We start from the raw sequence: 4,409 nt of genomic DNA on the forward strand, positions 1-4,409 counted from the left end.
AGTGATGAGCCCCACCTGTTGCGGAGAGAATCAATCCTCACTGCACTGACTGGCTGCAGCCTGGAGTCAGCGGGTTTCCCCTTCGCGAGCCAGGACGTAGTCGTAGTGGGCTTCTTCGCCCTCTCCACCGTCCGTACGCGGATTGGGATCCAGCATCAACTCCGGCTTCACGGCCGAGGCGATGTCGTCCTCGTTGTGCGGGTCCCCCGGGAAGTAGAGCTGCTGGGTGACCAGCTGGTACCCGGGCGCATGCACCTTGATGTGGATGTGAGCCGGACGCCATGCATGCCAGCCGGCAGCCTCGATCAGCTGGCCGCACGCGCCGTCGGTCGGGATCATGTAGGGCGCCGGACGCATGGTGTTGATCTCAAAGTTGCCGTCTTCATCCGCCAGGACCACGCCGCGGAAGAGCCACTTGGGCAGCTCGGGCGCGTACTGGGAGTAGAAACCCAAGGCGTCGGCGTGCCAGATCTCGATCACGGCGTCCTTCAGCGGCTCACCGGAGGTGTCCTTGAAGGAGCCCGTGAACTTCAGCGGGGTGCCCGCCTCGTCTTCGCGCATCTCCAGGGTGGCCGGGGTGGACATCTCCGGTGCGTTGGGAACGTAGTACGGACCCTCGATGGTGCCCACGGCGCCGGGACGCTCAACGGAGTTGATGTCCTCAATGGTGTGCTCCAGCCAAACATCCAGGAACAGCGGCCACTCGCCGTCGGTGCCGACCTTGATCAGCCAGGCCTTGAGGGCGTTGTACTCGTCATAGGTGACGCTGTGCTTCACGGCGACGTCGTTGATCGCCTGGATCACTTCCCCGGCAATGGCGGAGACTCGCTCCTTGGAGACCTCCATGCTGTGCAGCTTCCCGGATTCGTTGAAACGTTGGGTGGCCAGAGTGCCGGCCTCGACGGCAGCGTCTTCGTCTTCATGCCGAGTGTCAGTGCTGGACTCGCTCATGTCGTCCTCCACGTCATGGTTGCTACGGAGCCACGCAGGGCTCGGATTCGTCGGATTAAATGTGATGCGGACTACATCGAGCGTACGAGCCACATTGCCCATGGGACAAATATCAATCGCGCTGCATTTATGCTCAAACACCCCTCCCGGTACCCCCTGGGTACCCACTAGGTATTCGCCTGATGTGCCTGGGATCACACCCTTCCAGACTGGTCTCTCAACGGGCAACGGTCACCCAGGGGCTCCCCTGGGTGACCACCAGCCGAAGAACCTTGACCCAGGGGGCAGACATGACCGAGAACTTCACGCACCTGCGCGATGTCCTGAACGACGCCGTCGTCGATGACCGTGAGAACCGCGTGATCAAGGCCAAGCGCGAGATCTTCACCGACGAGGAAGTCTTCGAGCTGGAGATGAAGTACATCTTCGAGGGCAACTGGATCTACCTGGCCCACGAATCCCAAATCCCCAACGTGGGTGACTACTACACCACCTACATCGGCCGTTCCCCCGTGGTGATCACCCGGGACAAGGACGAGAACCTCAACTGCCTGATCAACGCCTGTGCCCACCGCGGTGCCATGTTGTGCCGGCGCAAGACCGACAACCGGACCACGTTCACCTGCCCATTCCACGGCTGGACCTTCCGTAACTCCGGTGAGCTGCTCAAGGTCAAGGACGGCCGCAACGGCGCCTACCCGGAGGCCTTCAACAAGGAGGGCTCGCACGATCTCACCAAGGTGGCCCGTTTCGAGTCCTACCGCGGGTTCCTGTTTGGCTCCCTGAACCCGGACGTCAAGCCCCTGGAGGAGCACCTGGGTGACACCACCAAGGTGATCGACTCGCTCGTGGACCAGTCCCCCGACGGCCTGGAGGTGCTGCGAGGTGCTTCCACCTACACCTTTGACGGCAACTGGAAGGTCCAGGCGGAGAACGGCGCAGACGGCTACCACGTGACCTCCGTGCACTGGAACTACGCAGCCACCACCTCCCGTCGCGCATCCGGGGATTCCACCAACACCACCAAGGCCATGGACGCCGGCAAGTGGGGCAAGCAGAAGGGTGGCTTCTACTCCTTCGAACACGGCCACCTGCTGCTGTGGCAGGAGTGGGGCAACCCGCAGGACCGCCCCTTGTGGGACCGCCGTGAGGAACTGGTGGAGAAGTACGGGGAGGAAATGGTCAACTTCATGGTCAATATTTCCCGCAACCTGTGCCTGGACCCGAACGTCTACATCATGGATCAGTTCTCCTCACAGATCCGCAAGTTCCGTCCCATCTCCGCGGATAGGACCGAGGTGGAGATCTACTGCATCGCACCCAAGGGTGAGTCTGCAGCCAACCGCGCCAACCGCATCCGTCAGTACGAGGACTTCTTCAACGCCTCCGGCATGGCCACCCCGGATGACCTGGAGGAGTTCCGCTCCTGCTACAAGACCTACTGGGCCGCCAGAGCACCGTGGAACGACATGACTCGCGGCATGGAGCACGAAATCAAGGGCCCGGATGAGCAGGCCGCCGCCCTGGGCATGGACCGGGTGCTGGCATCCGGTGTCAAGACCGAGGACGAGGGTCTCTACCCGATCCAGCACTCCTACTGGCACCAGGTCATGGAGTCGGGGCTGCAGGCCGAAGAAGCTGCCACTGCCGACGACGTCACCACCACGGCCTGAATCCATCCGTCCTGCCTGAGGGAGACCTCACCAAGATTGACTCCGAAGGAACCGACACCATGACTGACACCGCCGTAGAGCAGAAGACCTCCACCTTGATGAGCATCGAGGACATTCAGGTCCTGGAGACGGTCCGCGCTTTCCTGCACCGCGAGGCGCGCCTGCTGGATGACCGCGACTTTGACTCCTGGATCGAGTGCTATCACCCGGATGCCGAGTACTGGATGCCGTCCTGGGACGTGGACGACTCCCTGGTCTCCGATCCCCAGACCGAGATCTCTGTGATCTACTACCCCAACCGGGGTGGCCTGGAGGACCGGGTGTTCCGCATCAAGACCGACCGCTCCTCAGCCACCTCCCTGCCGGAACCGCGGCACAACCACAACCTCACGGACATCGAGGTTCTGGGACGTGACGGGGACGTGGTGCACGTCCGCTACAACTGGCTGACCGGTTACTTCCGCTACAACACCAGCATGTACTACTGGGGCTACGCGGAAGTGGACATCGATCTCAGCGGCCCGGCTCTGCAGATCACCAAGAAGAAGATCGTTCTGAAGAACGACTACATCCACCAGGTGATCGACATCTACATGATCTGACCGATCCCATTCACACGCTCGCCCGCCCGGAGAACGTTGCTGCCCGAGGCAGACCTCCTGGTGGGCGGGCGTGCACGGAACCGGTTCCACCAAGCTCCAGGAGACTGACATGGCACACCAAGTAGCACTGAACTTTGAAGACGGCGTCACCAAGGTGATTCGCGTCGGCGACTTCGAGACCATCATGGACGCGGCCTACAAGGCCCGGATCAACATTCCTTCCGACTGCCGTGACGGTGCATGCGGTACATGCAAGTCCTTCTGCGATTCCGGCTCCTTTGATCCGGGAGACTTTGTGGATGACGCCATGACCGAGGACGAGCTGGACAAGGGCTACCTGCTGACCTGCCAGGCCCTGCCGGAATCGGACATGTCCATCAACATTCCCGGAACCTCGGAGGCAGCCAAGACCTCTGCCGCCTCCTTCACCTCCACCATCAAGGCCTTGGACAAGCACTCCGAGTCCACCATTTCCTTCACGCTGGACGTAGACCACCGTGAGGACCTGGCCTTCTTGCCCGGCCAGTACGTGAACATCAAGGTTCCCGGCACCCAGGACGTGCGCTCGTACTCCATGTCCAGTGGACCCAACGCTGACGATGCCTCCTTCATGGTGCGCATCACCCCGCAGGGGGCCATGTCCGAGTACCTGCGCGATCGTGCGGCAGTCGGTGACGCCATCGAGTTCTCCGGACCCTACGGTTCGTTCTTCCTGCGTGAACCCAAGCGACCCCTGCTTCTGCTGGCCGGTGGCACCGGCCTGGCACCGTTGACCTCCATCCTGGAAAAGCTCGCGGAGAAGGATCCCGGTCAACCCGTGCACCTGATCTACGGCGTGACCCGTGAAGCTGACATCGTGGGACTGGACTGGCTCAAGGACTACGAGTCCCGCCTGAGCCAGTTCACCTGGGACCTCATCGCCTCTGAAGAAGGCACCTCCGCGCCTCACACGGGCTACGTCACCCAGATCATCGCCCCGGAACAGCTCAACGACGGCGACGTCGACATCTACCTGTGCGGGCCGCCACCCATGGTCAACGCGGTTTCCTCCTGGCTGGATGCTGAAGGGGTTCAGCCCGCCAACTTCTACTTCGAGAGATTCGCCCCCAAGGAGAAGACCGGCGGCGACGCCGAAACCGGCCCTTCACAGATGAGCATGGGTAGGGGTCTTGCGCCACGGCCG

Annotated in this window: 4 protein-coding genes; 3 read left to right on the forward strand and 1 reads right to left on the reverse strand. The window is 62.0% G+C overall.

From position 1 onward, the window contains the following. Positions 1-66: 66 nt before the first annotated feature. Positions 67-951 (reverse strand): catechol 1,2-dioxygenase, encoded by an 885-nt coding sequence (catA, locus tag L979_RS13075; protein ID WP_047692644.1) that lies wholly within the window; start codon positions 949-951, stop codon positions 67-69. Between the two features lie 290 nt (positions 952-1,241). Between catA and benA the strand changes: the two genes are divergently transcribed. From benA to benC, 3 genes are all read left to right on the forward strand, one after another. After that, positions 1,242-2,624: a benzoate 1,2-dioxygenase large subunit gene (gene benA, locus L979_RS13080; protein WP_047692645.1), complete on the forward strand. Its 1,383-nt coding sequence runs from the start codon at positions 1,242-1,244 to the stop codon at positions 2,622-2,624. A 59-nt stretch (positions 2,625-2,683) separates the two neighbouring features. Then, positions 2,684-3,226 carry a benzoate 1,2-dioxygenase small subunit gene (gene benB, locus L979_RS13085; RefSeq protein WP_047692646.1) on the forward strand — a complete coding sequence of 181 codons (543 nt, stop codon included), beginning with the start codon at positions 2,684-2,686 and terminating at the stop codon, positions 3,224-3,226. A 109-nt stretch (positions 3,227-3,335) separates the two neighbouring features. Next, the coding region (benC, locus tag L979_RS13090) for a benzoate 1,2-dioxygenase electron transfer component BenC (protein ID WP_052209892.1) at positions 3,336-4,409 on the forward strand (1,074 nt) is incomplete at its 3' end.

The organism is Kocuria sp. ZOR0020 (genome assembly GCF_000800955.1).
In the GTDB taxonomy this organism is placed as follows: domain Bacteria; phylum Actinomycetota; class Actinomycetes; order Actinomycetales; family Micrococcaceae; genus Kocuria; species Kocuria subflava.

What these genes read in the sequence shown, in the direction of transcription:
- benA (WP_047692645.1), top strand. Translation starts at nt 1,242, where the DNA reads ATGACCGAGAACTTCACGCACCTGCGCGATGTCCTGAACGACGCCGTC.
- catA (WP_047692644.1), bottom strand. Translation starts at nt 951, where the DNA reads ATGAGCGAGTCCAGCACTGACACTCGGCATGAAGACGAAGACGCTGCC.
- benB (WP_047692646.1), top strand. Translation starts at nt 2,684, where the DNA reads ATGACTGACACCGCCGTAGAGCAGAAGACCTCCACCTTGATGAGCATC.